This is a genomic window from Streptomyces hawaiiensis, from assembly GCF_004803895.1.
Taxonomy (GTDB): Bacteria; Actinomycetota; Actinomycetes; order Streptomycetales; family Streptomycetaceae; genus Streptomyces; species Streptomyces hawaiiensis.
On record NZ_CP021978.1, the window covers coordinates 6,676,248 to 6,697,940 of the forward strand.

Annotated in this window: 22 protein-coding genes; 9 read left to right on the forward strand and 13 right to left on the reverse strand. The window is 73.6% G+C overall.

The features are described 5' to 3' along the window. Positions 1-4: 4 nt before the first annotated feature. The 6 genes from CEB94_RS30775 to CEB94_RS30800 all read right to left on the reverse strand — a co-directional run bounded on the left by CEB94_RS30775 (position 5) and on the right by CEB94_RS30800 (position 6,557). Positions 5-1,087: an ABC transporter ATP-binding protein gene (locus CEB94_RS30775; protein WP_175435268.1), complete on the reverse strand. Its 1,083-nt coding sequence runs from the start codon at positions 1,085-1,087 to the stop codon at positions 5-7. Then, positions 1,084-1,935 (reverse strand): ABC transporter permease, encoded by an 852-nt coding sequence (locus CEB94_RS30780; RefSeq protein WP_175435269.1) that lies wholly within the window; start codon positions 1,933-1,935, stop codon positions 1,084-1,086. Before CEB94_RS30780 ends, CEB94_RS30775 begins: the two co-directional genes overlap by 4 nt. Beyond that, complete coding sequence (modA, locus tag CEB94_RS30785) at positions 1,932-2,747, reverse strand: molybdate ABC transporter substrate-binding protein (protein ID WP_175435270.1); 816 nt, start codon at positions 2,745-2,747, stop codon at positions 1,932-1,934. The genes CEB94_RS30780 and modA overlap by 4 nt, the downstream gene beginning before the upstream one ends. A 427-nt stretch (positions 2,748-3,174) precedes the next feature. After that, positions 3,175-3,966, reverse strand: a complete 792-nt coding sequence (locus CEB94_RS30790) for a ribonuclease BN (RefSeq protein ID WP_175435271.1) — start codon at positions 3,964-3,966, stop codon at positions 3,175-3,177. Positions 3,967-4,118: 152 nt separating this feature from the next. Next, entirely contained in the window at positions 4,119-4,931 is an 813-nt protein-coding gene (locus CEB94_RS30795) for a PaaX family transcriptional regulator (RefSeq protein ID WP_175435272.1), read from the reverse strand. A gap of 15 nt (positions 4,932-4,946) precedes the next feature. Continuing rightward, positions 4,947-6,557 (reverse strand): AMP-binding protein, encoded by a 1,611-nt coding sequence (locus CEB94_RS30800; protein ID WP_175435273.1) that lies wholly within the window; start codon positions 6,555-6,557, stop codon positions 4,947-4,949. Positions 6,558-6,684: 127 nt separating this feature from the next. Between CEB94_RS30800 and CEB94_RS30805 the strand changes: the two genes are divergently transcribed. Both CEB94_RS30805 and CEB94_RS30810 read left to right on the forward strand, forming a co-directional pair. Continuing rightward, entirely contained in the window at positions 6,685-7,866 is a 1,182-nt protein-coding gene (locus CEB94_RS30805) for an acyl-CoA dehydrogenase family protein (RefSeq protein ID WP_175435274.1), read from the forward strand. Then, the gene (locus tag CEB94_RS30810) at positions 7,863-8,261 is read left to right on the forward strand and encodes a RidA family protein (RefSeq protein ID WP_175435275.1); all 399 of its coding nucleotides are present in this window, start codon (positions 7,863-7,865) and stop codon (positions 8,259-8,261) included. Before CEB94_RS30805 ends, CEB94_RS30810 begins: the two co-directional genes overlap by 4 nt. Positions 8,262-8,296: 35 nt before the next feature. Here CEB94_RS30810 and CEB94_RS30815 read toward each other — a convergent pair whose 3' ends face one another. Further along, positions 8,297-8,491, reverse strand: coding sequence for a DUF5999 family protein (locus CEB94_RS30815; protein WP_175435276.1), 195 nt, complete (start codon positions 8,489-8,491; stop codon positions 8,297-8,299). A 247-nt stretch (positions 8,492-8,738) separates the two neighbouring features. Here CEB94_RS30815 and CEB94_RS30820 point away from each other — a divergent pair, with 247 nt between their 5' ends. The 6 genes from CEB94_RS30820 to CEB94_RS30845 all read left to right on the forward strand — a co-directional run bounded on the left by CEB94_RS30820 (position 8,739) and on the right by CEB94_RS30845 (position 14,387). Further along, positions 8,739-9,179 (forward strand): DUF6299 family protein, encoded by a 441-nt coding sequence (locus CEB94_RS30820; RefSeq protein WP_175435277.1) that lies wholly within the window; start codon positions 8,739-8,741, stop codon positions 9,177-9,179. Between the two features lie 114 nt (positions 9,180-9,293). Further along, positions 9,294-10,880 carry an ABC transporter substrate-binding protein gene (locus CEB94_RS30825; protein WP_175435278.1) on the forward strand — a complete coding sequence of 529 codons (1,587 nt, stop codon included), beginning with the start codon at positions 9,294-9,296 and terminating at the stop codon, positions 10,878-10,880. A gap of 20 nt (positions 10,881-10,900) precedes the next feature. Further along, on the forward strand, positions 10,901-11,869 hold the full coding sequence (locus CEB94_RS30830; RefSeq protein ID WP_175435279.1) for an ABC transporter permease: 969 nt from the start codon (positions 10,901-10,903) through the stop codon (positions 11,867-11,869). Continuing rightward, complete coding sequence (locus CEB94_RS30835) at positions 11,859-12,758, forward strand: ABC transporter permease (RefSeq protein WP_175435280.1); 900 nt, start codon at positions 11,859-11,861, stop codon at positions 12,756-12,758. The genes CEB94_RS30830 and CEB94_RS30835 overlap by 11 nt, the downstream gene beginning before the upstream one ends. Before the next feature lie 8 nt (positions 12,759-12,766). Further along, the gene (locus CEB94_RS30840) at positions 12,767-13,741 is read left to right on the forward strand and encodes an ABC transporter ATP-binding protein (protein ID WP_175435281.1); all 975 of its coding nucleotides are present in this window, start codon (positions 12,767-12,769) and stop codon (positions 13,739-13,741) included. After that, positions 13,734-14,387, forward strand: a complete 654-nt coding sequence (locus CEB94_RS30845; protein ID WP_175435282.1) for an ABC transporter ATP-binding protein — start codon at positions 13,734-13,736, stop codon at positions 14,385-14,387. Before CEB94_RS30840 ends, CEB94_RS30845 begins: the two co-directional genes overlap by 8 nt. Positions 14,388-14,393: 6 nt before the next feature. On the opposite strand, the gene CEB94_RS30850 is transcribed toward CEB94_RS30845, so the two are convergent. The 6 genes from CEB94_RS30850 to CEB94_RS30875 all read right to left on the reverse strand — a co-directional run bounded on the left by CEB94_RS30850 (position 14,394) and on the right by CEB94_RS30875 (position 20,060). After that, the gene (locus tag CEB94_RS30850; RefSeq protein WP_175435283.1) at positions 14,394-14,705 is read right to left on the reverse strand and encodes an ArsR/SmtB family transcription factor; all 312 of its coding nucleotides are present in this window, start codon (positions 14,703-14,705) and stop codon (positions 14,394-14,396) included. Between the two features lie 61 nt (positions 14,706-14,766). Next, positions 14,767-15,066, reverse strand: coding sequence for a hypothetical protein (locus tag CEB94_RS30855; RefSeq protein ID WP_175435284.1), 300 nt, complete (start codon positions 15,064-15,066; stop codon positions 14,767-14,769). Positions 15,067-15,226: 160 nt separating this feature from the next. Then, positions 15,227-15,985: a class I SAM-dependent methyltransferase gene (locus CEB94_RS30860; RefSeq protein ID WP_175435285.1), complete on the reverse strand. Its 759-nt coding sequence runs from the start codon at positions 15,983-15,985 to the stop codon at positions 15,227-15,229. Between the two features lie 90 nt (positions 15,986-16,075). Then, positions 16,076-17,272: an aminotransferase class V-fold PLP-dependent enzyme gene (locus CEB94_RS30865; RefSeq protein WP_175435286.1), complete on the reverse strand. Its 1,197-nt coding sequence runs from the start codon at positions 17,270-17,272 to the stop codon at positions 16,076-16,078. A gap of 5 nt (positions 17,273-17,277) precedes the next feature. Then, positions 17,278-18,597 carry a pyridoxal-phosphate dependent enzyme gene (locus CEB94_RS30870; protein ID WP_175435287.1) on the reverse strand — a complete coding sequence of 440 codons (1,320 nt, stop codon included), beginning with the start codon at positions 18,595-18,597 and terminating at the stop codon, positions 17,278-17,280. Further along, positions 18,594-20,060 (reverse strand): alanine racemase, encoded by a 1,467-nt coding sequence (locus CEB94_RS30875; protein WP_175435288.1) that lies wholly within the window; start codon positions 20,058-20,060, stop codon positions 18,594-18,596. The genes CEB94_RS30870 and CEB94_RS30875 overlap by 4 nt, the downstream gene beginning before the upstream one ends. A 473-nt stretch (positions 20,061-20,533) precedes the next feature. Here CEB94_RS30875 and CEB94_RS30880 point away from each other — a divergent pair, with 473 nt between their 5' ends. After that, positions 20,534-21,607 carry a type I phosphomannose isomerase catalytic subunit gene (locus CEB94_RS30880; protein ID WP_175435289.1) on the forward strand — a complete coding sequence of 358 codons (1,074 nt, stop codon included), beginning with the start codon at positions 20,534-20,536 and terminating at the stop codon, positions 21,605-21,607. Positions 21,608-21,693 lie beyond the last annotated feature (86 nt).

Genomic DNA, 21,693 nt, shown 5'->3' on the forward strand with positions numbered 1-21,693 from the left:
GGATTCAGACCGGGTAGGCGTGGGTCTGTGTCGCCTTCACCGTCGCCCAGACCTCCGCGCCCGGGTGGAGGTCGAGCTCGGCCGCGGCGACCGTCGTGAGGTCGGCGGCGAGGGGGAGGCCACCGGTGAGGTCGGCCCGGATCTGGTCGCCGTGGGTCTCCAGGCCGACCACCTCGCAGCGCCACAGGTTGCGGGCGCTGGAGCCGGTGGGCCGGTCGCGGTGGAGGGTGACCGCCCCGGGCGGGAACGCCACGAAGACCGGGCCGGACAGGACCTCCGTGGTGGTGAGGACCGGCCCGTCGGCGAGGCGGACGGCGTGACCGTCGGCCTCGCCCCGGTAGAGGTTCAGGCCGACCAGCTGCGCGATGTAGTCCGTGCGGGGGTGGCGGGCGATGTCGGCCGGGGTGCCCTCCTGGACGACCCGGCCGTGCTCCACGACCACCAGCCGGTCCGCCAGCACCATGGCGTCGAGCGGATCATGGGTGACGAGCACGGCGACCGCCTCGAAGTCGGCCAGATGGCGCCGGAGCCGGGCGCGGACCTCCAGACGGGTGCGGGCGTCCAGCGCCGCCAGCGGCTCGTCGAGGAGCAGCAGCCGGGGGCGGGTCGCCAGGGCCCGGGCGAGGGCGACGCGCTGGGCCTGGCCGCCGGAGAGCCTGCGCGGCTTGGCGCCGGTGTGCGCCGCGAGGCCCAGGCGATCGAGCCACTCGGCGGCCTGCGCCCTGGCCTCAGCCTTGCTCGCGCCCTGGCAGCGGGGGCCGAAGGCGACGTTGTCGAGGGCTGTGAGGTGGGGGAAGAGCAGGTAGTCCTGGAAGACGACACCGACGGGGCGGCCCTCCGGCGGCGTACGGTCCAGCTCCGTGCCGTCCAGCCGCAGATGGCCGCCGGAGAGCGGAGTCAGGCCGGCGAGGGCGCGCAGCGCGGTGGTCTTGCCGGCGCCGTTCGGCCCGAGCAGGGCGACGACCTCGCCGGGCGCGACGGCCAGCGCCACGTCGAGACGAAAGCCGCCGCGGTCCACGACGAGACGGGCGTCGAGTCCGTCCGTCGCGGTGCCGGCGTGTGCGTGCTGCTCGTGGGTCTCGGTCATCCGGCACGCATCCAGCGGTCACGCAACCCGGCGAGCACCGCGACCGACACCGCCAGCAGCACCAGGCTGAGGGCGATGGCTGCCTCCGGGTCGCTCTGCAGGGCCAGGTAGACGGCCAGGGGCATGGTCTGTGTACGGCCGGGGAAGTTGCCGGCGAAGGTGATCGTCGCGCCGAACTCGCCGAGGGCCCGCGCCCAGGCGAGGACCGCGCCCGCCGCGATGCCCGGCGCGATCAGCGGCAGTGTGACCCGGCGGAACGCGGTGAAGCGGGACGCCCCCAGGGTGGCGGCCGCCTCCTCGTAGCGAGGGTCGGCGGCCCGCAGGGTGCCCTCGACGCTGATGACGAGGAACGGCATCGCCACGAACGCCTCCGCGATCACGACCCCGGCGGTGGTGAAGGGCAGCGTGATCCCGAACCACGAGTCGAGCCACTGCCCCACGATGCCGTTGCGGCCGAGCGCCATCAGCAGCGCCACACCGCCGACGACCGGAGGCAGGACGAGGGGGAGCGTCACCAGGGCGCGTACGAGGCCGCGGCCGGGGAAGTCGACGCGGGCCAGCAGCCAGGCCAGCGGCACGCCGATGACCAGGCTGGCCGCGGTGGCCGCCGTGGCGCACAGCAGGGACAGCCTGAGGGCCTGCCACACGTCCGGACTGGTCAGCTGCTCGGGCAGGCTGTGCCACGGGGTCCGCACGAGCAGGGCGATCAGCGGCACGATCAGGAAGGCCAGGCCGATCAGCGCGGGGAGCAGCAGGGGCAGCGGGACGCCCGTCCGCACGCGCCGACGCCGCGGGCCGCCCCGGAGGGTGCCGGCCGTTTCGCGGGATTTGGCGGTCGGGGAGGTCACGGCTTGAGGAACCCGGCCCCGCTCAGGACCTTCTGGCCCTCGGCGGATCGCACCAGCGCGATGAACGCCTTGGCCGCCCCGGCGTTCCTCGCGTCCTTGAGCAGGGCGATCGGGTAGTCGTTGACGGCGTCGGCGGATTCGGGGAACTCCACGCCCGCCACCTTGTCGCCCGCCGCGTGGACATCGCTCTTGTAGACGACGGCGGCGTCGGCCTCCTTAAGCTCCACCTTGGTGAGCGCGGCCTTGACGTCCTGCTCGTAGGAGACGGGTGTGAGCTTCAGCCCGCTCGCGTCGAGGGCCTTGTGAGCGGCGGCGCCGCACGGCACCTCCTTGTCGCACAGCACGACCTTCAGGTCCGGTGCGGTGAGGTCCTCCAGGGAGGAGACGTGGTGCGGGTTGCCCGGCAGGGTGGCGATCTCCAGCTTGTTGCGGACGAAGGTCACGGGCGGGCCCGAGGCATCTTCGGCGTCCGTGACGATCTTCATCGTCTTGGGGCTGGCCGAGGCGAAGACATCCGCCGGGGCGCCTCCGGTGATGCTCGCGGCGAGGGAGTCGCTGCCGCCGAAGCTGAAGGTGACCTTCGTGCCGGGGTGCTCCTTCTCGAACCGCTCGCCCAGCGTCGTGAAGCTCTCCTTCAGCGAGGCCGCGGCGAAGACGGTCACCTCACCGGAGAGCTTGCCCGACCCGGAGGAGTCCGGCTTCGCGGAGGAGTCCGCGCCGGACGACGAGCAGGCACCCAGGGCCAGCAGGGCGGCGGCTGCCACCGCGGCCCCCTGGAGCGGGCGGCGGTTCCGGCGCACGGTTGGGGTCATCACGGTTGCGCTCCCTCTGCTGGGCATGCGCCGATGATAATGCCGCAGCTGCGAGGGGAAAGTCCCCTGTGGGTTCGCATGAGCCGGAAGCGGGATCCCTGGGGGTGGCATGTGCGTTTGTACAGAACGGCGCTGCCGTTTCCGGCCGCGCCGCCGGAGACGGCCGGTCCGTCCCTGTGACTGCCGGACCCGGGCCGCGGATCCCGTGCCGCCGAGCCGACGCTGCTGGGCGCGCCCCGCGTCGGCGGCCGAGGCCCCCGTGCTCGGGGCGGGGCCGGGCCCGGCGCGCGGTTGCCGGCGGTCGCGGTGGGCGGCGCGCGGAGAACCCGCGCCCGGCGCTGCGTGCGGCAGGCCGATGGCAGGGCCGCCGCGAGGACGGGGCACGCCGCGTCCGGGCGCGGTCCGTGCGGCTCGGCTGAGAGGCCGGCTACCTGTCGCGATACCCGTGCCCGTGGTGCTCCAGGGCCCAGCGGCCGAGGAGCGCGCCGCCGTAGACGACGTAGCCCACGCCGATGAGCCAGGACTCCACGACGAGGACCACGCCGACCGCTCCGTAGCTGATGGCGTTGGTGACGATGAGGGGGGTGAAGACGAAGTAGGAGAACATGCGCAGGCCGCCCAGCCCCAGCACGGTGGCCACCGCCCCCGGGAGCAGATCGCGCCAGCGCACCTGTCCGCCCAGCAGGAAGTGCTGCCCCCACCAGAAGAACAGCACGCCGGACGCCGCGCTCAGCGCGATCCGCTCCGGCCCCGAGGCCAGGCCCCGCGTCTGCACCTCCTGGTACAGGTACGCGGTCACCGCGATCATCCACACCGCCTGCCGCCAGACCCGGTGCCACGGGCCCGACGGCAGGCCCCAGATCCGTTCGTAGCCGTTCTGCACACTCCCGCCGAACGCGACGCCGAAGACGGCGAGCGCCACCGCGCCGAACACGCTCGTGGTGCCGATGACCTTGCGCGGCGGGCTGATGATGTCCGTCAGCACCCGCGCGGACCGCCCGGACAGCCCCATCCCGTCGGCCAGCCACGAGGCGAACCCGCCCCGCCCCAGGGGGTCGGCGGCGGCGACCACGATCAGCAGCGGTGCCAGCGTGACCAGGGCGAGCGTGGCGAACCCCATGGCCCGGTGCAGCAACTCCACCTCGCTGCCCTGCCGGACGAGGGTGTGCGCGCCGGCCCGCTCCCACCCGCCGCGCACCGAGCGCCCCCACCGCCTCACGGGAGCCGGTCCGAGCGGGCGCCTGCCGTCCTCGGTGGTGTGGTGACGGTCATCCCTCGGTCCGCCTCCCGGTGTGCGCTCCGTCCACTCGCGGACATCGTTTGACCGTTCCACAGCGGAGCAAACGCGGCAAACCGGGCGGTGTGCGGAGGTCAGAGCCCCACGAACTCCGCTCCCGCGTCCCGCAGCCGCTCGTGCAGCCCCCGGAACACCGCCGACGAGCGGACCCCCGGCCAGTCGGCGGGAAGCAGCTCGGACGGCAGGCCCGGGTCGGTGTAGGGGAGGTGGCGCCAGGAGTCCAGGGCGAGGAGGTAGTCCCGGTATGCCTCCTCGGCCGGGGTGTCCTCGCGCTTCTCCCACTCGTGCAGCACGCGCGCGTGGCGGTCGAGGAACGCCTCGTGCTCCTTGGCGACGGCCGCCAGGTCCCACCACCGGGCGACGGCCTCGGCGGTCGGGGTGAAGCCGAGGTGGTCGCCGCGGAAGAAGTCGACGTACGCGTCCAGCCGCAGCCGCTGGAGCGTGTGCCGGGTCTCCTCGTAGAGCCGCGCGGGCGCGATCCACACGCCCGGAGCGGCCGTGCCGAAACCGAGCCCGGCCAGCCGGGAGCGCAGTACGTGCCGCTTCTGCCGCTCCGACTCCGGCACGGAGAACACCGCGAGCACCCAGCCCTCGTCCTCGGGCGGAGCCGAGGCGTAGATGCGGCGGTCACCGTCGTCGAGCAACTGGCGGGCGTCCGGGGACAGTTCGTACCCGGCCGCGCCCTGGGCGGTGCGGGCGGGCACGAGCAGTCCCCGTCTCTTGAGCCGCGAGACGGAGGAGCGTACGGACGGGGCGTCCACGCCGACCGCCGCGAGCAGCCGGATCAGTTCGGCGACGGGCACGGGGCCCGTCGCGAAGCGGCCGTACGCGCCGTAGAGCGTGACGATGAGAGACCGTGGTGCATGCTGGTCGGACACGTTGATCATCTTAGGTCGTACGGATCAGTCCCGGTCGCCTTCCGGTACCCCGTGGGCGCGCAGTCTGAACCGCTGGAGCTTGCCGGTGGCCGTGCGCGGCAGCGCGTCCAGGAAGACGATCTCGCGCGGGCACTTGTACGGCGCCAGCTCGCTCTTCATGAAGGCGCGCAGCGCCTCGGCGTCCCGCCGCGCGCCCTCCTTGAGGACGGCGAAGGCCAGCACGACCTGCCCGCGGGCCTCGTCGGGCCGCCCCACGACCGCCGCCTCCACCACGTCCGGGTGCCGCAGCAGCGCGTCCTCCACCTCGGGGCCGGCGATGTTGTACCCGGCCGAGATGATCATGTCGTCGGCGCGGGCGACGTAGCGGAAGTAGCCGTCGGGGTCGCGGACGTAGGTGTCGCCGGTGATGTTCCAGCCGTCGCGCACGTAGTCCCGCTGCCGCGGATCGGCGAGGTACCGGCAGCCGACCGGTCCGCGTACGGCGAGCAGTCCCGGCTGCCCGTCGGGTACGGGCCGGCCGTCCGCGTCCTGCACGCGCGCGTCCCAGCCCGGCACGGGAACGCCCGTGGTCCCGGGCCGGATCCGGTCGTCGGCCGCGGAGATGAAGATGTGCAGCAACTCGGTGGCGCCGATGCCGTTGATGACGCGCAGGCCCGTGCGCTCGCGCCAGGCCTGCCAGGTGGCCGCGGGCAGGTTCTCGCCGGCCGAGACGCAGCGGCGCAGCGAGGAGACGTCGTACCCGTCGAGCTCGTCGAGCATCGCGCGGTACGCCGTCGGCGCGGTGAACAGCACGGAGACCCGGTGCCGGGCGATCGCGGGGAGCAGCTGCCGGGGGCCCGCCTGTTCGAGCAGCAGGGCACTCGCGCCGGCCCGCAGCGGGAAGACCACCAGCCCGCCGAGACCGAAGGTGAAGCCCAGCGGGGGGCTGCCCGTGAACACGTCGTCCGCGCCGGGCTTCAGGACGTGCCGGGAGAAGGTGTCGGCGATCGCCAGGACGTCCCGGTGGACGTGCATACAGCCCTTGGGGCGGCCGGTGGTGCCGGAGGTGAAGGCGATCAGCGCCACGTCGTCGGCCGCCGTCGCCACGGCCTCGTACGGGGTGCCGGGCGCCGGGCGGTTGAGGAGGTCGTCAGGGGCGTCACCGCCGTAGGCCGTGATCCGCAGGCCGGGGATCTCGGCCTTGGCGAGGTCGTCGACGGCCCGGATGTCGCACAGGGCGTGCCGCACCCGCGCGATCTCGCACATCGTGCTCAGCTCGTGCGGGCGCTGCTGGGCGAGCACCGTGACCGCCACGGCCCCCGCCTTCAGCACCGCCAGCCAGCAGGCCGCGAGCCAGGGCGTGGTGGGGCCGCGCAGCAGCACCCGGTTGCCGGGGACGACGCCGAGTTCACCGGTGAGCAGATGCGCGACGCGGTCCACGCGGGCGCGCAGAGCGCCGTACGTCCACGGCTCGCCGGTGGCGGTGAGGAACGCCGGGCGGTCGTCGGGCGGGCCGTGCAGCAGCTCGGCGGCGCAGTTGAGCCGTTCGGGGTAGTGCAGCTCCGGCAGATCGAAACGGAGCTCGGGCCATTGGTCCGGGGGTGGCAGATGGTCCCGGGCGAAGGAGTCGACGTGGGCCGTGCCCCGTGGATGCATACGGTTCGCCCCCTTGGCGTGGTGGGCTCGCCCCTGGAGCGTATCGTGTTGGTGACGACAGTCAACGGTCCGCGATAGCCTCGGAGTGGCCCAGCCGGAACGCAGGGTGGCGGAGAAGGGACCGGCGATGACCGCATTCTCGCTCGAACCGGCACAACTCGCCTGGTGCGCCGAACTGCGCACCCTCGCCGCGGAACGGCTCCGCCCGTTGGCGGACAAGGGCGAACCGGGGCATGTGAACCGCGCCCTGGTCGCCGAACTCGGCGGCCTCGGACTGCTGGGGCGCCTGTTCACCTCTGGTGCGCTCGACCTGTGCCTGATGCGCGAGTCCCTGGCCTACGCCTGCACGGAGGCCGAGACGGCCCTGGCCCTCCAGGGCCTCGGCGCCCACCCGGTCCACGCCTACGGCACCCGGGCACAACGCACCCACTGGCTCCCCGGGGTCACCGACGGCACGGCGATCGCGGCCTTCGCGCTGAGCGAGCCGGGGGCGGGATCGGACGCGGCTGCGCTGGAGCTGAGGGCGGAGCCGGACGCCTCACCGGGCGGCCGGGCACCGGCCGGTGCGGCACTCACCGCCGCCCCCGACGGCACCGCCCGCTGGCGCCTCACCGGAGAGAAGTGCTGGATCTCCAACGCCCCCGAGGCGGACTTCTACACCGTCTTCGCCCGGACCACCCCGGATTCCGGGGCCCGCGGCGTGACCGCCTTCCTCGTGCCCGCCGACCGGCCGGGCCTGACCGGCCGCGGACTCGACATGCTCTCGCCGCACCCCATCGGCGCCCTCGGCTTCGACGCCGTGCCCGTGACGGCCGACGACGTGCTCGGTGAGGTCGACCGCGGCTTCCGGGTCGCCATGGGGACGCTCAACCTGTTCCGGCCCAGCGTCGGCGCGTTCGCCGTCGGCATGGCCCAGGCGGCTCTCGACGCGACCCTCGCCCACACCGCCGGGCGGGACGCCTTCGGGGGCAAGCTGCGGGATCTGCAGACCGTCGCGCACCAGGTCGCCGAGATGGCCCTGCGCACGGAGGCGGCCCGGCTGATGGTTCACGCGGCGGCATCCGCGTACGACGCGGCCTCCCCGGACGTGCCCCGACGCTCCGCGATGGCGAAACTGCTCGCCACCGAGACCGCGCAGTACGTCGTCGACGCGGCCGTCCAGCTGCACGGCGCCCGTGCCCTGCAACGCGGCCACCTGCTCGAACACCTCTACCGGGAGGTGCGCGCCCCGCGCGTCTACGAGGGGGCCAGCGAGGTGCAACGCGGCATCATCGCCAAGGAGTTGTACGCCCGTCAGGAGGCCCCGTGAGCACCGAGCGCGTCAATCCGCCCGAGCTGTCCCCGCCGGCCGGCTTCTCCCACGCCGTCGTGGCGTCCGGGTCACGGGTGGTGTTCCTGGCGGGGCAGACCGCCCTCGACACCGACGGCAAGGTGGTCGGCCGCACCCTGCCCGAGCAGTTCGGCAGGGCCCTCGCCAATCTGCTGGCCGCCCTCACCGCGGCCGGCGGCACACCGTCCGACCTGGCCCGCGTCACCGTCTACGCCACGGACGTCGAGGCGTACCGCACGCACGCGGCCGAACTGGGCCGTCTGTGGCGCGAGTCGGCGGGGCGCCACTATCCCGCCATGGCGGTCGTCCAGGTCGTCCGGCTGTGGGACGCGGAGGCGATGGTGGAACTGGACGGCTTCGCGGTCCTGCCGTAGAGCGACCGTCGTGCCGCAGTGGAGCGGCCCTCCGGTCAGGCCGCGACGGCCAGCCCCTGTGCCGTCGCCCGGCGCGGCTGCACCACGCGCCCGTCCGGCAGCAGTTCGCCGGTGTCGTCGAAGACGACCGTCCCGTCACACAGCAGGCTCCAGCCCTGCTCGGGGCGGGCCGCCACGACGTGCGCGGCGGGGGAGTCGGTCGCGGGGCACAGGGGCTGGTGGGCACACATGGCGCACCTCCACGTCGGCAGGGCCATCCGAAGGATTTCGTATGACGCGTACAGACAGACCATCCTCCCGTCCCGAACTCATCGGAACGGCCCGGCGGGAAGCGTGACACGCCCAGGACATTCCCAGGACGGCTCCGCGACGGCCGGCGCGGAGCCGCCGCCGAAAGGGTGAGGCTCGCGGGCGCCCGCCTCAAGGGCCGGGTACGAGTGGAAGCCACAGTTCCACTCTTTTCGGGAGGTTCCCCCCATGCGTGTACGTCCCCTTCTCGGCGCGGCGGCCGGTGCCGCGCTGCTCCTGCTCGCCGGTGCCGGCGCGGCGCCCGCCACCGCCTCCGCCCCCGCCCCGGCCGGTTCCGTCACGGTCGACGCCGTGGGCCGGATCGCCACCGACGGCACCGTCACCCTGTCCGGCACCTACCGCTGCGCCGGCTCCAGCGGCCCGGTCTTCGTCAGCTCCTCCGTGCGCCAGGGCGCCTCCACGACCCGTCACGGCATCGGCGGCACCCGGGCCGTGTGCGACGGCGTGGCGCACCGCTGGGCGAACACGGGCCGGACCGTGTCCAGGGCGCTCGTGGCCGGGGCGGCCCACGTCGAGTCCACCCTGATGGAGCTGCGCAGCTTCAGCGGCCTGCCGCTGCCCACCTTCCACGCGGTCCAGGACCGGGACATCACCCTGACCCGGGCCTGAACGCACGAAGGTGAACGGATCGGCGGGCGACCCGGACCCGGGAAGCCCGCCGATCCTGTTTAATTGCGAGGTCTATGCAACAACATGGCTAGAGCAACAAGGGTGTGAGGTCACATGTCGACCCGTCGGATACGAGGGGCCGCCGTCACGGCGGCGCTGGCCGCGGCGGTCACCGCCTGCTCGGCTCCCAGCGGCGGCTCGGGCGACGGCAAGTCCGCGGGGTCGGTCGTGCTCGGGGTGGCGTCCGAGCCGGACACCCTCAGCCCGCTGCTCGGCTACGGCAAGGACGGGAACTCCAAGATCTTCGACGGGCTCCTCGCCCGCGACGCCGACCTGAGGCTGAAGCCCGCTCTGGCGGCCGGACTGCCGAAGATCACCGACGGCGGCCGCACCTACACCTACACCCTGCGCGACGGGGTCGAGTTCAGCGACGGCGAACCGCTGACGGCCGCCGACGTCGTCTACACGTACCGGACCGCCCTCGACCCGAAGACCAACAACACCTTCAAGAGCGAGCTGGACGCCGTCAAGGACGTCCGGGCGAACGGCGACCACCAGGTCGTCTTCACCCTCAAGTACCCCTACGCCCCCTTCGCCGCCCGCACCGTGCTGCCCGTCGTCCCCGAGCACATCGCCGGCGAGCAGGACCCCAACACCGGCTCCTTCAACACGAAGCCGGTCGGCACCGGGCCGTACGTCCTCGCCGGCTGGAGCAAGGGCGAGAAGCTCACCTTCAAGGCCAACCCCCGCTACTGGGACGGCGAGCCGAAGGTGAAGACCTTCACCATGGCGGTCATCGGCGACGACAACGTGCGCGCCACCCGCCTGCGCTCCGGCGACCTCGACGGCGCGGTCCTCCCGCCCAACCTCGCCGCCACGTTCCAGGGCGACGACGCCAAGCGCACCTACGAGGCCCGGTCCTACGACTTCCGGGCCGTCACCCTCCCCACCGCGAACCAGGTCACCGGCGACCGCGCGATCCGGCGGGCCCTGGACGCCGCCGTGGACCGCGAGGCCATGGTCGACAAGATCCTCGACGGCGCGGGCCGCCCGGCGTACGGGCCGCTGCCCGTCGACGACCCCGCCTTCACCGAGGACATCGAGCGCGCCAAGGACCTCGGCAAGGCCGAGAAGATCCTTGACGAGGCCGGCTGGAAGCCCGGCAAGGACGGCATCCGCGCCAAGGACGGACAGCGGGCGTCCTTCGACCTGCTCTACCCCTCCGGCGACAAGGTCCGCCAGGACCACGCCCTCGCCTACGCCTCCGACGCCAAGAAGGCCGGCATCGACGTGCGGGTGGAGAGCGCCACCTGGGAGGTCATCGAACCGCGCATGAAGGACGACGCGGTCCTCGCGGGCTTCGGCAGCACCGGCGACCCCGACTTCGGCCTCTACACCCTGCTGCACTCCTCCCTCGCCGGCGACGGCTTCAACAACATGGCCCGCTACGACAACCCCGCCGTGGACCGGGCCCTGGACGACGGCCGCCGCGGCCAGGACCCGGCCGAGCGCGAGTCCGCCTACGACAAGCTGCAACGCGCCCTGGTGCAGGACCCTGGCTACACCTTCCTCACCCACATCGACCACCTCTACGTCCTGGCCGACCGCTGGGAGGGCCTGAACACCCAGCTGGAGCCGCACGAGCACGGCTTCGCCAGCGGCCCCTGGTGGAACATCGAGGACTGGCAGCCGAAGAAGTGACCCGCCTCCCCTGGGGAGCGATGGCACGGCTGGCGGGACGGCGGGCCCTGTTCGCCGTCCCCGTCCTGCTCGTCGTCACCTTCGGCGTGTTCGCCATCGCCGCCGCCTCCCCGTTCGACCCCGTCAAGGCGTACGCCGGCACCTCCGCGCTCGGCGCCGACCAGCAGACCCTGGACCGGCTGCGCGAGAACCTCGGCGTGGACCAGCCCTTCGCCGCCCGCTGGTGGCACTGGCTGACCTCCGCGCTCAGCGGCGACCTCGGCCACTCCGGCGTCATGCGGCAACCGGTCGCCCAGGTCATCGGCGAACGGCTCGTGTGGTCCGCGCTGCTCTGCGCGGTCGCCTTCGCCGCCGCCGTGCTGGTGGGCACCCTCCTCGGCGTGCTCGCCGCCCGCCGCCCCGGCTCGCTCGTCGACCGGACCGTCACCTCCCTCGCCTACACCCTGGAGGCGGCACCCGTCTTCTGGATCGCGCTGCTCGCCATCTGGCTGTTCGCCCTCCAGTGGGACGTCCTGCCGGCGGGCGGCCTGACCGACACCGGCAGCGAACAGGTCACGCCCGGCCAGGTCACGAGCCATCTCGTCCTGCCCGCCGGCGTCCTCGCCGTGTCCCAACTGCCGTGGTTCACCCTGTACGTACGCCAGGGCGTCGGCGACGCCCTGGCGGAGGACCCCGTCCGCGGCGCCCGGGCCCGGGGCTTGAGCGAACGCACCGTCCTGCTCGGCCACGCCCTGCGCTCCGGGCTCCTGCCGGTGCTCACGCTCATCGGCTCCCGCGTCCCCGAACTCATCACCGGGGCGCTGCTGGTGGAGAGCGTCTTCAGCTGGCCGGGCATCGCCGCGGCCACCGTCGAGGCGGCCACCGCCGTCGACTTCCCGCTGCTCGCCGCCCTGACCACCCTGGCCACCGCCGCCGTCCTCGCCGGGAACCTGCTCGCCGACCTGCTCTACGGACTGTTCGACCCGAGGGTGAAGCTCAGTGACATGTGACGCACCGGCGCCCGCCGGCGCCCCGCAGAAGACCGCATGGCGGTCGCACGGACCGAAGCGCCGCTCCACCCGCGCCCTGCGCGTGCGCACCTCCGCCGTGCTGGTGGCCGCGACCGTCCTCGCCGTGCTGCTCGTGCCGCCGCTGGTCCAGCTCGACCAGCAGGCCGTCGACCTCGCCGCCAAGCTGCGAACGCCGTCCTGGTCCCACCCGTTCGGCACCGACGACGTCGGCCGCGACCTGCTGCTGCGCTGCGTCTACGGCCTGCGCGTCTCGCTGCTCGTCGGAGTGGCGGCGGCGCTGACCGCGACCGTCGTCGGCACAGCGGTGGGCGCGGCCGCCGGGGCGCTGGGCGGGTGGGCCGACCGGGCCCTGATGCGGGTGGTCGACACGTTCTCGTCCGTGCCGCATCTGCTGCTCGGCATCTTCATCGTCGCCATGTTCCGCCCCGGGGTGTGGCCGGTGGTGATCTCGGTCGCGCTGACCCACTGGCTGTCCACGGCCCGGATCGTCCGTGCCGAGGTGCTGTCGCTGCGGTCGCGGCCGTACGTCGACGCCGCCGTCTCCGGCGGGGCGTCCCGGTGGCGGGTGGCCGTACGGCACCTGCTGCCCGCCGTCCTTCCCCAGGCCGCGCTCGCCGCCGTGCTGATGGTGCCGCACGCCATGTGGCACGAGTCGGCGCTGTCCTTCCTCGGACTCGGGCTGCCCACGCACACGGCGAGCCTCGGCACCCTGATCCAGAGCGCCCGCGGCTCGCTCCTCGCCGGCCAGTGGTGGCCGACCCTCTTCCCGGGCCTCCTCCTCATCGTCCCGACCCTCGCCATCGCCGGACTCGCCGGGGCCTGGCGGGAGCGGATCCATCCCCGTCACCGATCGGAGCTGATGCTGTGAGCGCCGGCATGGATGTCACCCCTGTGCTGTCCGTCCGCGGGCTCTCCGTGCGGTTCCTGATGCCCGCGGGGCGCCGTGTCGCCGCCGTCACCGACGCCCGGTTCGACGTGGCACCCGGCGAGTGCCTGGCCCTGATCGGGGAGAGCGGCTGCGGCAAGTCCGTGCTGGCCTCCGCCCTGCTCGGGCTGCTCCCCGGCAACGCCCAGACCGCCGGCTCGGCCCTCCTCGGCGGCCTGGACCTGCTCACGGCCGACGAGCGGACCCTCGCACGCACCGTGCGAGGGCGGCTCATCGGCCTCGTCCCGCAGAGCCCGGCCGCCCACCTCACCCCGGTCCGCACCGTCCGCTCCCAACTGGAGGAGACCGTCGCGGCGTTGACCGCGACCCGGGGGCGCGCCGCCCTGCGGACCGCCGCCGAGGCCGCCGCCGAACGGGCCGCGTTCCCCGCGGACCACCTCGACCGCCACCCCCACCAGCTCTCCGGCGGACTCGCCCAGCGCGCCGCCACCGCCCTCGCCCTGGTCGGCGACGCGCCCCTGCTGCTCGCCGACGAACCGACCACCGGCCTCGACCGCGATCTGGTGGACCGTACGGTCGACGAACTGCGGCGGCACGTCGACGACCCGGGCGAGGGCGGCCGCGGCCGGGCCCTGCTGATGATCACCCACGATCTGGCGGCCGCCGAGCGCATCGCCGACCGGGTCGCGGTCATGTACGCCGGACGGATCGTCGAACTCGCCGACGCCGCCGCATTCTTCGGCTCGCCCGGGCCCCGCCACCCGTACAGCCGCGGCCTGCTCCAGGCCCTGCCCGAGCGCGCCTTCACCCCCATCCCCGGCATGCCGCCCGAGCTCGGCGCGCTTCCGGCCGGCTGCGCCTTCGCCGCCCGCTGCGACCGGGCCACCGGCACCTGCGCCGCCCCGCCGCCCACCGGCACCGTCGCCTGCCACCACCCGTACGTGCCGGAGGACGTCCGTGCTTGAACTGCGTTCCATCACCGCCGGATACGCCGGGAACGCCCCGGTGGTCCGGGACGTGTCGCTGACCGTCGCGCCGGGCGAGTCCGTCGGCCTGCTCGGACCGAGCGGCTGCGGCAAGTCCACCCTCGCGCGGGTCGCGGCCCTGCTGCACCGCCCCGACTCCGGCACCCTGCTCCTCGACGGCGAGCCCGTGCGGCGCTGGCGCCACCGTGCCCCGCGCGACCGGCGCACCGCCTTCGGGATGGTCTTCCAGCAGGCCAGGCTCTCCGCGGACCCGCGGCTGCCGCTCACCGACCTGATCGCCGAGCCCCTGCGCGCCACCGGCCGCCGCAGGGAAGTCCCCGGCCGGGTCGCCGAGTTGGCCCCCGTCGTCGGCCTCACCCCCGACCTGCTGACCCGGCGGCCGCACGAGGTCAGCGACGGGCAGCTGCAACGCGCCTGTCTCGCCCGGGCGTTGGTGCTGCGCCCGCGCCTGCTGGTGTGCGACGAGATGACCGCGATGCTCGACGCCTCGACGGCCGCCGCCCTGGTCGCGGCCGTCGAGGACTACCGGGCCGCGACCGGCGCCGCCCTGCTGGCCGTCGGCCACGACCGCGTCCTGCTGGAGCGCTGGTGCGACCGCACCGTCCACTGGGGCGGCCTGACCTGAGAGGCGCTACTCCTGCGCGTGCCGGATGGCGTCCAGCACGATGTGCGCCACGTGGTCGTCGGTGAGGGTGTACCGCGTCTCGCGGGCCTGACGCCGGGCGGTGACGATCCGGGAGGTGCGCAGCACCCTCAGGTGCTGGGAGACCAGCGGCTGGCTCACGCCCAGGGCCGCCACCAGTTCATGGACGTACTTCCCGCCGCCCGACAACTCGCGCACGATGCCCAGCCGTACGGGGGAGGCCAGAGCGCGCAGCAGCTCACTGGCCGCCTGCAGGGTCGGGTCCGGCTCGTCCGTCGGGTGAGAGGGCGTCGTTGTCATATGCGCACATTAGCATGTGACAACGATTTCCAGTTCACTCCCTCGCCGGGGGCGGAACCTGTCAGTGGTCGTCCCAGTGTCCCTCGTGGGCGGCGTGGCGGTGGCCGTCGTGCACGTAGTCCGTGTGGTCGTCGTGGCGTACGGCCAGATGGCCGCAGTCGTCACCGTGCTGGTGGTCGTGGTTCCGGTGCACCGCGTGGCCGCCGTTCGCGCACTCGTCGGCGTGGTCCTCGTGCATCCGGTGGATGTGGCCGTCGTGGGCGTAGTCGGTGTGGTCGCCGTGGGGGAAGGCGAGGTGGCCGCAGTCGTCGCCGTGGGCGTGCGCGTGGTCCTCGTGGGTGATGTGCTCGGCGGTGGTCATGGTGGTGCTCCTCGTGTGTGCTGGTGGCCGCCCGAGGTGCTTCGGTCGGGCGGGCATGGCGACATTAACATATAGCGATCCCTGCATGTATTGTCGGAGTGCCCGCCCCCACCCGCCACCCGGAGCGGGTGCACGAGTGAATCGCCGGGCCAGGGGGCTTCTAGCGCACCGCCACGACCACGCAGCTGTCGCCGTACTGCCACACCGGGCCGGCCGTGCCGAAGCCCGCCTGCCGGAGCAGCTCGAGGTGGGCGGAGAGGGAGAGTCCGGCGGGGGTGTCGAGGGGGGCTTCGCGGCGGCGGCGCTCGGCCAGGAGGTCGGTCAGCTCCGGGTCGTCGCCGACCGCGGCCCACCAGGAGCCCCAGTCCTCGTGCGCGAACGCCCGCTGCCGGGCGGCCCGGCAGCGCCCGACATGGGCGGCGATCCCGGCCGGGCCGGTCTCGCCCTGGGGGAGATGGTCACCGTTGACGAGGACGCCTCCGGGACGCAGCAGCGCGGCGAGCTGCCGGTAGGTGTCGAGCAGGGTGTCGCGGTCGAGGTAGTGCAGGGCCGTCGTGGAGACCGCCGCGTCCAGGGGCCGGTCCAGATCCAGGGCCCATACCCAGCCGGGCGCGCCGATCTCCGCGTCGACGTAGCGGGCCGCGTCCGGGTGGTGGGTGCGGCCCAGCTCCAGCAGCAGGGGATCCCGGTCCACGGCCACGATCTCGGCGTCCGGCAGCCGCCGGATCAGCCGGGCCGCGAGGGAGCCGGGCCCACAGCCCAGGTCCACGACGAGGGGCGGGGTCACGCGCCCCGCCGTGACGTGCTCGACGACATCGGCGATCACCGTGAACCGCTCCTCGCGGTCGACGGCGTACCGCTGCTGCTGGAGCTCCCAGCGCTCCACCCATCGCTCCGCCGTCGCCATGCTCAGCCCCATCCGGTCGCGCCACCTCGCCGTCTCGCACCTGACTCATTCCGGTCCGAGCCTACAGGTGGAAACGGTTCCCATTACGCCTGGTCGGCGGTGTCACGGGAGTGAGGCGAGAACCGACAGCAGCCGGTCGATCTCCTCAACCGTGTTGTACACATGCAGACTCACCCGCACCGAACCGGTCTTCTCGCCCGCGTCACCCTGGCAGTGATGGTCGGAGCGGACCATGAACCCGTGGCTGAACAGGATGAACCCCAGGTCGCCCGAGTCGATGGCGCGGTGCCGCAGAGTCACGATGCCCTGGCGGCGCTGCACGGTCGTGTCGGCGGCCAGGCTGAGCGGGCAGCCGAGGATCTCGTAGGCGTCCAGCCGGCGCAGCCCCTCGGTGAGCCGGGCCGCGAGGTCGGCCGTCCAGCGCTCGATCCGGTCGACACCGGCCGCCTCCAGCCAGTCCAGGGCCGCTTCGAGCGAGGCGATGCCCACGGTGTTCGGGGTGCCGCTCCACCCGCCGGGCACGAACGCCGGCCCGCGCGCCTGCCGGGCCCACACCGCCCCGGAACCGGGCAGGGCCAGCGCCTTGTGCCCGGAGAACACCACGAAGTCGACATCCAGCTCCGCCACGGACACCGGCAGATGACCGACGCTCTGCGCGGCGTCCAGACAGATGACCGCGTCCGGGCCGACGGCCTCGCGGATGCGCTGCACGTTCATGTCGCTGCCGTAGACGTGGTGCACATGAGTGGTGGCGACGAACCGGGTGCGCGGGCCCGCCCGTTCGGTCAGCGCCCGGTGGTCGTAGTCCCCGGAGCCGCTCTGGTACGGCATCGGCACCACCCGGACGTGCACGCCCTCCCGGTCGAGCAGCCGCTGGACCTCCAGCCAGGGCGTGATGTTGGCCTGGTGGTCGGCGTCCGGTACGACGATCTCGTCGCCGTCGCGCAGGAAGCCCGGCAGCCAGTCGCGGGCGATGCTGCGCAGCCCCTCGGTGGTGCCGCCGGTGAAGTGGACGGCGGAGTGCTCCGGCCGGTCGTCCCCGAGGAACCGGGCCACGCGCCCGCGGGTCCGCTCGACCAGCTCCGTGGTGCGGTTGGCCCAGGTGTAGGTGCCGCGCGCGGCGTTGGCGTTGGACGTGGTCAGATACGTCTGCACGGCGTCCAGGACGGCCTGCGGCTTCTGTGCCGTGGCCGCGCTGTCCAGGTACGCCAGCTCGGGGTGCCCGGTGACGATGGGGAACTGGGCGCGCAGCGCCTGCTGCCACGGGCGCGGATCCTCGCGGGTGATCGGTGCGGTCATGCCGGTCAGTCCCGCACCAGGGGCGCGCCCGCGTCCCGCCAGGCGATGATGCCGCCGGCCAGGCTGCGCACGTCCGGGTGGCCCATCCGGGTCAGCAGCGCCGCGTACCGGGCGGACTGCTCGCCCACCGGGCACGCCAGCAGGACCGGCTGACGGCGGCTGAACGGCAGCCCGCCCCGGACGAGTTCGGCGAACAGCTCGTCGACGATGTTGACCGATCCGTCGATGTGCAGCGCCGCGTAGGCGTAGGAGCTGCGCAGGTCGACCACGAGGGGCCGGTCGGTCTCGATCCAGCGCCGGGCCTCGGCCACGGTGACCGACGGCGCCTCGCCGACCTCGGCGTCGGACAGGTCGGCCGGCGAGTTCTGCCGGGGCGGCCGGCCCAGCAGATCGGGCCGCCGCTGCCGGACGTAGCTCAGATAGCTCTCCACCCGGTCACAGACGATGAACACCGCGGTCCGCCGCTCCTGCGACTCCTCCTCCAGCGCCCGCAGATGGCGGACGGCGCCGAAGTAGGCGGCGCCTCCGGTGGGCCCGCCGAGGATGCCGCAGCGGCGGTTCAGGGTCAGCATCCCCTCGATCGCCTCGTCGGCACTGACCGACTCCATCGTGTCGTACGTCTCCGGGTCGAACAGGCCGACCTCCTGCACCTCGTCGATGGTGCGGATCCCCGGGATGAAGTCGGACTTGGCCGCGACCAGACCGACCACCCGCACGGACGGGTCCTCCTCCCGCAGGGCGCGGGCGACCCCCGTGGAGGAACCGGCCGTGCCCACGCAGGCGACGAACCAGTCCGGGACCCGGCCGTCCAGGTCCTTGACGATCTCCGGCCCGGTGCCGGTGAGATGGGCCTCGGTGTTGCGCGCGTTGAAGTACTGGTCGGTGTGCAGATAGGCGCTGCCCGAAGCGGACAGCGTCCGGTGGAAGAGGGTCAGCGGATCGTCCGTGGCGGTCGGGTCCAGGCACTCGCTCTGCCCCGGCAGCTCCTCGATCTCCGCGCCGAGCAGCAGCAGGAGGTCCTTGATCTCCGGGACCCGCATCCGGTTGGTGACGCTCTTGAAGCCCAGGCCGTGCATGCCCGCGATGACGGCGAGGGCCTTGGCCGTGTTGCCGCTGGACAACTCGACCACCTGACTGCCCTGTTCGACCGCCTCGGCGAGCAGGGGCTCCGCCATGCTCCAGGCGGCCCGGTCCTTGACCGAGCCGAACGGGTTGAGCATTTCGAGCTTGGCGTACAGATCGATGGTGCGCAGGCCGTGCACCGCCGGGTCTATCCGCACCAGAGGGGTGTTGCCTATCGCCTCGGTGATGCTGTCGTACCTCACTGAGCTCCCCTCAAGGGCGTGATCGGCCAGAACTGGTCGTCCAGGCACCAGCGCCACGCGTCGCCGTCCTGCCAGGCGGCGACCTTGCGGGCGGCGGGCTGGTGCTGGGCGCGTGTGGCGTGGAAGTCCATGGCGTAGCCGGCGGTGTTGGCGAAGGCCAGCAGGTCGCCGGGTTCCGGGCGGCGCGGCAGGAACACCGTGCGCCGGGTGATCAGGTCGGTCTCCAGGCAGAGGCTGCCGAAGAGGTGCACGGCGACGGGCCCTCCGCCCGGACCGGCTCCGCCGCGGGGGATGACGACCGGGTCCATCAGCACCCCGTGGTCCTCCAGGGCGATGTCGTCCGCCTTCGCGGCCAGCCGTACCAGCAGTTCCCCGCCGGTGTCCTGGGCGCGGACCTCCAGGACCCGCGCCAGCGTGAGTCCGCACTGGTCCAGCAGTGCCCGGCCGGGCTCGGTGTGCAGGTCGTACAGGTGCTCCAGCAGCAGCGCGGCCAGCGGGCGCCCGCCCAGCGAGGCGGCGGGCTGGGCCAGCAGCTCGTCCAGGTAGGCGGCGCCGGCGACGGACCGGTGGGCGGGGTAGAGACCGAGCGTGCCGCGCAAAGTGCCGGACTCGTTGCGCAGCCCGTAGCCGTGCCCGCCCCAGGTCAGCGGGGGGCGCCGGCCGAGGACGGCTTCGGTCAGCCCGGTCGTGTACGCCTCCCAGTGCTCCCGCTCGGCGAGGTAGCTGATGCCGAACCCGCCGCCGATGTCCACGGCCCGCGGCCGCAACCCCCGGCTCCGGCACAACTCCAGTGCGGCCAGGCTCCCTTCGAGGGCGGTCGCCTTCTCCGCGACGCTCGTCGTGTCCAGATGGAAGGCCACCCCCGCCGGATCGACCGCGTCGGCATGCCGCTCCGCCGCCTCCAGCAGCAGCTCCAACTCCCCTACGGGCGTGCCGAAGCGGCTGCGCCGGCTCAGCACTTTCACGCCCGTCGTCTCGAAACCCGACAACCGCAGCAGCACCCGCACCGGGGCGAGCGCGTGCTTGCGGACCAGGGTGGCGAGCTGGTCCAGCTCGGCGACGGCATCGACGCTGACCGTGACGCCCGTACGCGCCGCCAGCCACAGGAACTCGGGGTTCTTCGGCCCCGTGGCCGTGATCCGGCCGGCGCCGAAACCGGCACCCAGCGCGTGCTGCAACTCACCCAGCGACGCGACGTCCACGCCCGCGTCCGTCGCGGCGAGCCGCCGCAGCAGCGCACTGGACCGGTTGGCCTTGTGGGCGTAGAAGACCTGCCCCGACAGATGGTGCGCCCGGTACACCGACCGGAACCGCTCCAGGTTCTCGGCGATCTGGTCCGGCACCACGACGTGCAGGGGTGAGCCGAGCCCGTCGGTGAGCGAGTGCAGCGTGTTCTGCGCCGCCACGAGCGACCTCAGTCGTGGCTCCAGCCGCGGTTCGAGATACAAGGGCCGGCCGTCCATGCGCGCTCCCCCTCCTGAGGCCGCCGCACCCGGCATCCGGGCACGTCGGACACTCCCCGCGTTTCGCCGTATAGCCCATATCCATTCTTCGGTCGCTTTACGCCCTGTAAGGCCCGGGCCTGTCCCGTTGCCGGTGTGAAGCGGATCACGGGCCGCACCCGCAGCGCGCGCCGGGCGCGAGCCGACGGCATCCGCCGAGCGGCCGAGCACCCTCGCCGTTACCGGGTCGCGCCGTTCGCCGCCGTAACGGGAGAAGCGGTCGTCCTCGTCGTCGACGAGGGGGACATGGTGGGTCGGATCCGACGTGCCAGGAGCGTGAGCGGGCCCGGCGGCGCATGCCGCTCCTCGCGGAGACCGTGAGCCGTCCGCCCCGGGTGCGGTGGCGGCGTCACGGTCGCCATCGGCCGCACACATGCGCGTCCCCTGCCGGGGTACCCCGGCCGAAACCGGCACCGAACCGTCCGAGGAGGGACGTGGACTGGCATCCGCTGCGGCTGACCACCCCCGTCAAGCAGCACGTCTTCGGCGGGCGGGCCATCGCCGAGCGGCTGGGTCGCACCGGCCTGCCCGACGGCCCGATCGCGGAGACGTGGGAGGTCAGTGACGTCGACGGTGACGCCTCGGCCGTCCTCGACGGCCCCCTGGCCGGGCGCACGCTGGGCCACATCATGGCCGAGCACGCCGAGGAACTGCTGGGACCGCACCCGCGCCCCGGCCCCCGCTTCCCGCTCCTCACGAAGTTCATCGACGGCAGCCGTCCGCTCCCGGTCCATCTGCACGCCGACGACGCCACCGCCCGGCGGCTGGAGGGCGAACCCAACGGCAAGACCGAGGCCTGGCACGTCCTGGACGCCGCCCCGGGAGCCACCGCCCTGGTCGGCGTACACCCCGGCGTCGACCGCGACGGCCTGCACCGCGCGCTGCTCGCGCAGGGCTTCGACGCGGTCATGCGCCGCCTGCCGGTCCGCGCCGGCCAGACGGTCTACGTCCCCGGCGGCACCCTGCACAGCTTCGGTCCGGACACGCTCGTGTACGAGATCGAGCAGACCTCCGACATCCAGCAGCACGCCATGCGCAGCCACATGGAGGACGGCTCGCCCGTGCCCGACCGGGAGTGGCACACCAACCTCGCCCGCCTCCTCGACGAGTGGCGCCCCGAGCCCCGGCCCGAGTTCCACCCGGGTCTGAGTATCCCCCTGGACGACGGCGTCGCACGCACGGTGCTCTGCGCCGGCCCGCACTTCGCCCTCGAACGCTGGGCCGCCGGCACCAGGACGCCCCTGGTGCACACCTTCTCCACCGTGCGGATCCTCACCAACGTCGGCTCCCCGGTCACCGTCACCTCCGGCCCCTGGACCGGCCCCCTGGACCGCGCCCGCACCCTCCTCCTGCCCGCCGCCCTCGGCGAGGTCCGCGTCCAGGGCCCCGCCGACGTGCTGATCGGCTACGTCCCCGATCTCCACCGCGACATCCGCGCCCCGCTCCTGGCCGCCGGTCACGGCCCTGCCGCCGTCGCCGCCCTCGGCGAGGGGCTCGGTCCGCGGTAGCACGGCGGTGACATTCGGGACGGATCCGTAGCAGGCGTACAGGGCAACGGATGCGGGGGGTGGCGGGTCGTACGGGGGGCAAGGGC

Excerpts from the sequence above, each read along its gene's own strand:
- CEB94_RS30775 (WP_175435268.1), bottom strand. The coding sequence starts at position 1,087 with ATGACCGAGACCCACGAGCAGCACGCACACGCCGGCACCGCGACGGAC.
- modA (WP_175435270.1), bottom strand. The coding sequence starts at position 2,747 with ATGACCCCAACCGTGCGCCGGAACCGCCGCCCGCTCCAGGGGGCCGCG.
- CEB94_RS30795 (WP_175435272.1), bottom strand. The coding sequence starts at position 4,931 with ATGATCAACGTGTCCGACCAGCATGCACCACGGTCTCTCATCGTCACG.
- CEB94_RS30800 (WP_175435273.1), bottom strand. The coding sequence starts at position 6,557 with ATGCATCCACGGGGCACGGCCCACGTCGACTCCTTCGCCCGGGACCAT.
- CEB94_RS30805 (WP_175435274.1), top strand. The coding sequence starts at position 6,685 with ATGACCGCATTCTCGCTCGAACCGGCACAACTCGCCTGGTGCGCCGAA.
- CEB94_RS30815 (WP_175435276.1), bottom strand. The coding sequence starts at position 8,491 with ATGTGTGCCCACCAGCCCCTGTGCCCCGCGACCGACTCCCCCGCCGCG.
- CEB94_RS30820 (WP_175435277.1), top strand. The coding sequence starts at position 8,739 with ATGCGTGTACGTCCCCTTCTCGGCGCGGCGGCCGGTGCCGCGCTGCTC.
- CEB94_RS30825 (WP_175435278.1), top strand. The coding sequence starts at position 9,294 with ATGTCGACCCGTCGGATACGAGGGGCCGCCGTCACGGCGGCGCTGGCC.
- CEB94_RS30830 (WP_175435279.1), top strand. The coding sequence starts at position 10,901 with ATGGCACGGCTGGCGGGACGGCGGGCCCTGTTCGCCGTCCCCGTCCTG.
- CEB94_RS30840 (WP_175435281.1), top strand. The coding sequence starts at position 12,767 with ATGGATGTCACCCCTGTGCTGTCCGTCCGCGGGCTCTCCGTGCGGTTC.
- CEB94_RS30850 (WP_175435283.1), bottom strand. The coding sequence starts at position 14,705 with ATGACAACGACGCCCTCTCACCCGACGGACGAGCCGGACCCGACCCTG.
- CEB94_RS30855 (WP_175435284.1), bottom strand. The coding sequence starts at position 15,066 with ATGACCACCGCCGAGCACATCACCCACGAGGACCACGCGCACGCCCAC.
- CEB94_RS30860 (WP_175435285.1), bottom strand. The coding sequence starts at position 15,985 with ATGGGGCTGAGCATGGCGACGGCGGAGCGATGGGTGGAGCGCTGGGAG.
- CEB94_RS30865 (WP_175435286.1), bottom strand. The coding sequence starts at position 17,272 with ATGACCGCACCGATCACCCGCGAGGATCCGCGCCCGTGGCAGCAGGCG.
- CEB94_RS30875 (WP_175435288.1), bottom strand. The coding sequence starts at position 20,060 with ATGGACGGCCGGCCCTTGTATCTCGAACCGCGGCTGGAGCCACGACTG.